Genomic DNA, 5,252 nt, shown 5'->3' with positions numbered 1-5,252 from the left:
TGCCGGATCTGAAGGAACGACTGTAGGCTATTCGCCATCTTGATTTCGTGATTGATAGGGGATGGCTGGATGAGCGGTATGCGGGTTGATCCGGAGGAATTGCGGGGTGCTGCGTCGACGATTCGTGGGGGTTGGACACCGCCGAAGAATCCTGCCAACAGTTTCATCGGGGCGGCGATGAGTATCGCGCCGACTGAAACGTCTGGGGCGCTGCGTGCTGCTGGCGCTGCGATCGCGTCGGCGTTGTCGGTGCTCGACGGGCGCCGGGAGCAGTTCGCCCATGTGCTGGACGTGTCGGCCAGTAGATATGTGGATACGGATGAGATGGCTGCCGCGCGGTTGCATGCGATCGGGAGTCTCAACGATGCGCCGCGATCAACGTAGGAGCGGTCAAGGTGATTCCGACGAGAGCGCAGATGGAGTCTTTCAAGTTCGATCCGATGAGCACGGCGGCGTCTGACGCTGGAACGTTCGAGGGAGGCGTTCAACGCGACGCCCAAGCCATCCTGAACGCGATCACTGGACTGGACTGGTCGGGGAAGGCCAAGTTCGCTGCCTCGGACCGGGCGATCGACGAATCGTCGGATCGTAAGGCTGTCGCTAAGGCATTGGGCGATATCGCGGATGCCGCCAGGAGCGGCCAGTCGGTGATGTCGGGATACCAGAACGAATCGTTGTCAGCCGCCAAGGGATATGAGGCCGATGGCTACAACGTCGCCCAGGACTGGACCGTCACGGATGGTTACAACTACGGTCTGGCTGATGCGTTGGCGGCCGATGACCCGGCCGCGCAGCGGCGGCTGGCGGCGCTAAAGGCGAGCCGGGCCAACACGGCGAAGAACGCCACGGTGAAGTTGAAGAATTTGGCGTTGGACTTCCATACCGCCGATCAGGCGTGCCGGTCGAAGCTGAATGGCGCTATCGGGGCGTTGGGTTCGCTCGCACCGGTGGTGGCGGGTCTCAATCCGAAGGCGGCAGACGGGATCGTCGATGCTTTGAGGTCAGGCAAGCCGCTGACGGCCGCTCAGCTGAAGCAGTTGCAGGCAGCCACCAATCTCACGCCGGAACAGATCGACGCGCTTCGCAATGGCCACTATGTGGAGATTCCGCAAGGGCAGCACAGTTTCATGCGTACTCTGCTGTCGGGCCTCGACGGGATGTCCGTCACCGACATCCGGGGCCTCGGCGCTGAGGGGCAGCAAGACCAAGTCCATCGGGCGTTGAGCAACGCAATGCAGCTATCGAGCGCGCCCAATGTTGGTACCTCGGCCGGTGACCAGGGCGGGATGGGGCTATTGCCATCGAACGTCCAATCGCTACTTAGAGACCCCAAACTGGTTACCAAAGTGGATGCGCACAGGGGATTCGGGCAGGCCGGGCATGCGGCGCCCACCACAGTCGACGTAGAAATACCACGCCTACGAGAACTGATGGATCTTCATGGACTTGTGGAAAGTGGTGATCGAGACTACCGCATGGGCACTGATCTAGACAGGGGGATGCTAAAGCAAATCGCGCAGATCGGTCCCTCAACAGCAACCGATAAACTCAGCCTGGGGTCTATTCCGGTCGATGATTTCCGGGAGTTTATGAGCAAAGCGACGGCTACTCTAGCATCCGACAAAATTGCAGTCCATGACTTCATCACCGGTGAGAACATGAACGCGACTTGCACGCCAGGAACAACTTACGATACCAGGGCGCATTTGGACGGAATTCTAGACTATCGGTGGGGTGCCGAACGGACAGGGATCGACGACCTATTCGGCTGGCTTAAAGACGGTGCGCATTCGCCCAACGCCTTTCAGGCCGAACTCGCGCGCAATGCCGCAGATAGTCTTGGCCACTACCTGGCCTCTGACTGGAGTGCAGGTGACACTGACTTGCCGACCCAAAAGAACGACGTAGGATCGAATAGCAATATTGGAAAAATAAATCCTCACCTTACACGGACTCTTGCTGAGATAATGTCACAGTATCTCGGTGGATTCAGTGGCGCCCCAGAAGGACCAAACGGCGTCGAAACCTACGGTGTGAAGCCGATGACGGCTGGCGACCTTGACCAGCTATTCAAGGTGCTCAACTCGGACCCCGAAGCGGGTAGGACGATCAACTCTGCCTCGATTCTGTGGCAACAGTACATGGCGCACTTGGGGCATGACGGGAACCCTGACGCCGGAGCGTTGGGTTTTGCTGCGGGCAAGCTAAATCAGTCGATGATAGATGGATCGAACGCTCAGATCATTCTCCAGCAAGGACGAGAGTTTGCATTGGCGAATAATCAATACAACGCCGTAACGAATGAGTATATGCGCGTGGCCTCCTTGGTTGGTAGCATTCCCTACATTGGTCCGCTATTGGCCGGCACGGTCCCACAGGACTTCGTAGCCTCCCTGACAGGTGCTACGCAACCGACATACCCTGAGGCGATGTCTAACGAGCAGATTGAGGGTTTAAAGTCCTTGAAGATCCCTACACTCGCAGACACAAACATGGTGGAGTTTAGCCAATATAGGGTACGTTGACGAGAATCCCGAAGTAAGGGACTCGAATCCCGAGTTTTTCGATAAGGGTCGCGTGGACGTGAATCGGATATTTACTGATCCAGAGGTCTATAAGAGCTATCAGAATTTTATGGCCGAGAACGCAGATAAATTTGAGAAGTTTGAGACTAGATTCCGGAAAGGTAAAGAACTTCAGAATGATCAGGATCAGCCAGGGTAGACAATGTCGAAAGATCCACGTTCCGACCGGCGGAGTGGGAGTAGCGTCTGCGGGATAGTGTTGGCGGTGCTGGCCTTAGCTTTGACTGGCTGCGATCGATCGGCGAACTCGCCTAGTGCAGAATCTACCTCGCTTGCTGCACGGTCCGCTGCGGAGTTTCCAGTTCGCTGGCTGCCGACACCTGTCCTTGATCTCGCTTCTGCCGACGGCACCTTTGTACGGGCGATTGCCGAGTCCTACTTGCAATCACGCTTCTATATTGGCAAAGGTGGGTTGTTTCCAGGATATCTCGAGGCAACCCGACAAAAGCCGTTGTGGCGAGAATGGCACAATCCGCTAGCCAGGTACGATCCACCTCAAACGATCTTCTTGTGGGCTCGTGCCTTTCCCAAGAACTACCACGACACTGACTCGCCGGAGCTGAGAATTCCGAATTCCGCTCAAGGTGTCGTAGCAGTCTGCATGGTTGACCAATCGATGTTCACCGAGCCTGGACCGTTGTTGTGGTTCTCTTATCGTCGCTCAGGGCGGATTCCACCAGTCAAGCAATCTGGGACGCGAAACATGCCTTCTCGTGATGTGTTTGGCGATTGGAGACTACTGGACATTACCGTGCCGTCCTCGGCGAACAGGGGGCATTGTGCGGATATCCCCGGTCGTGTCGTCCAGGAGCGTCGATTGTTGCCCCCCGACCCTGGTTGGCCGGCTACAGGAATGGAGTGATTGTGTCGAAGGAGTTGGAGGGGTTGTCGCCGATGATTGTGGCGGCGTTGCGGGCGCCGGAGGGGACGACGGTAGAGGAGATTCGGGCGCAGTTCGCGAAGGCCGAGGATCGGATGTCGCCGTTCAAGGCTGAGTTTCGTGCGCGTTTGGATGAGGCCCGGTTCGAGTGGAGTCGGGTCAATGGGTGGACGATTCCCGACGACGTTGCTGAGCGGCTTCGTGGTGATGTGTTGTGGGAGATGAAACGCGACGGGTGGAAGCAATAGAAGCCCAGACCGTACAGACGGTGATGCGCGGCCTTATAGTGCGGGCCGTATCGCATTCACATCGACTTGATTCGCTTTGCAATGGCTACTATGTGGAGATCCCGCAGGGGCAACACAGCTTCATGCGATGCCCTGCCGTCGGGGCTCGACGGGGTCCGTCACCGACATTCGTGGCCTGGGCACTGAGGCAATTCCAGAAGGCGTTGGGCAAGGTGATACAGCTGTCGAGTGCCGCTCACGTTGGCACGTTGGCCGATGACCAGGCCGGGTTGCCCTCGAACGTGCGGACGTTGTTGACCGATCGGATTGCAAGTCGGGTGCATCGCTAGGGCAACAGCTTCGGTAGGAACAAGACCTACATGGATGTGAAGATCGACCGCAATTTGCTTGCGCTCGTCGCTGCTCCCTAGGAGCCCGAGCCAATCCGCGGCGCGGAGTAGTGGATTGCTCCGACGGTGATTTCCAGCCAAGCCGATAATGCTGGGGCGTACAATTCGTCTTGCGCAAGCCTGGTTAGTCGTAATCTTCGTCGTTGCCGGCACCGTCTGGCCCTCGTCTCTCAACGATCACATCATGTTTGGTCGCGTATCCAAAGCTGGGTTTCGGCCGCTTCAGGCGTCTTAGCCAGGGGATTCGCCTCGTCAAGCGAGTGAACGCCGCGCGAAGTGTTGAGACCAGGTTTCGTGTGCGTGGGTACGGCACGCTCAATCGGAACAACACGAGTGTCGCCAATGCTATCGCCACGACGTAGACCGCGACCGTCGCTTGATCTGGTCCGCCAAAGAAGTCGCGAAGGGCGGCCACCTTAGATCCCGTCGGAGATAGCACCGATAACTTGTTCAGAAGTTCGTCAACGCGAGGCAGAAGTAGTATCAAGACTATACCGAGACCGATAGCTGAAATCGCGATGGACCGTCGCGATTGCTTTCGGGCGTAGCGTGTATTGACAACGCTTTCCAGCACCTTCACGCGGTCGTTGAGTCTCGAATACAGTTCAGGTGTGCGAAGTTTCGCCGCCATCCCCTCAACTACCGACGACGCGTTGATGCCTGTCAATAGGTTACGGCCGTACTCGGGTAGACCCGTCGCCAACTGCTCTTGAGCAGCGAACAGGTCATCATCGCGAACTGAAAGATTGACTGTTCTGTGGTCGATCGCCTCTAGCTGACGTTGCTGAAGGATCGCCGATTCGATTGGTTCGACGGTCTGTAAGTCGGTTATGTAATCGACGTCGCTCCGAGGCCAAAAGGTGTGTATTGCGTGGCCTGGTGACAGCCATAGCTCTTCCTCGTAATTTACCAGATAGTTCTTTAGCAATTCCGCGCGCACTTCGTCGGTAACAGGCATCGACCGGCGGCTACGGACCATCAACTGCGCAAACTCAACCGCATGCGCTTGTTTCGCTATCGCTCCCTCGCATCCACACAGCGGAGAACCTTGGAATAGTGTGGTGTTACAGCGCCATTCGGTTTGTATTTCTCGGCGTGCTGCGCGCTGTATGGCTTCAAGATAAAGGCCGAAAACTGTTTCGATGGTTAT

4 protein-coding genes are annotated in these 5,252 nt (G+C 57.0%); 3 read left to right on the top strand and 1 reads right to left on the bottom strand.

The features are described 5' to 3' along the window. The first annotated feature begins 69 nt into the window (after positions 1-69). From GOARA_RS08885 to GOARA_RS08875, 3 genes are all read left to right on the top strand, one after another. Complete coding sequence (locus GOARA_RS08885) at positions 70-384, top strand: hypothetical protein (protein ID WP_007322013.1); 315 nt, start codon at positions 70-72, stop codon at positions 382-384. Positions 385-416: 32 nt separating this feature from the next. After that, entirely contained in the window at positions 417-2,525 is a 2,109-nt protein-coding gene (locus tag GOARA_RS08880; protein ID WP_138947617.1) for a TPR repeat domain-containing protein, read from the top strand. A 918-nt stretch (positions 2,526-3,443) separates the two neighbouring features. Continuing rightward, on the top strand, positions 3,444-3,713 hold the full coding sequence (locus GOARA_RS08875) for a hypothetical protein (protein WP_245548395.1): 270 nt from the start codon (positions 3,444-3,446) through the stop codon (positions 3,711-3,713). A gap of 513 nt (positions 3,714-4,226) precedes the next feature. Here the strand turns inward: GOARA_RS08875 and GOARA_RS19805 are convergent. Further along, positions 4,227-5,252, bottom strand: a 1,026-nt coding sequence (locus GOARA_RS19805) for a hypothetical protein (RefSeq protein ID WP_211599496.1), incomplete at its 5' end; no start/stop codon positions are given.

Source organism: Gordonia araii NBRC 100433, from assembly GCF_000241265.1.
Taxonomy (GTDB): domain Bacteria; phylum Actinomycetota; class Actinomycetes; order Mycobacteriales; family Mycobacteriaceae; genus Gordonia; species Gordonia araii.
Note: the sequence above shows the minus strand (reverse complement) of the source record. Positions and strands in the feature narration are given on the sequence as shown.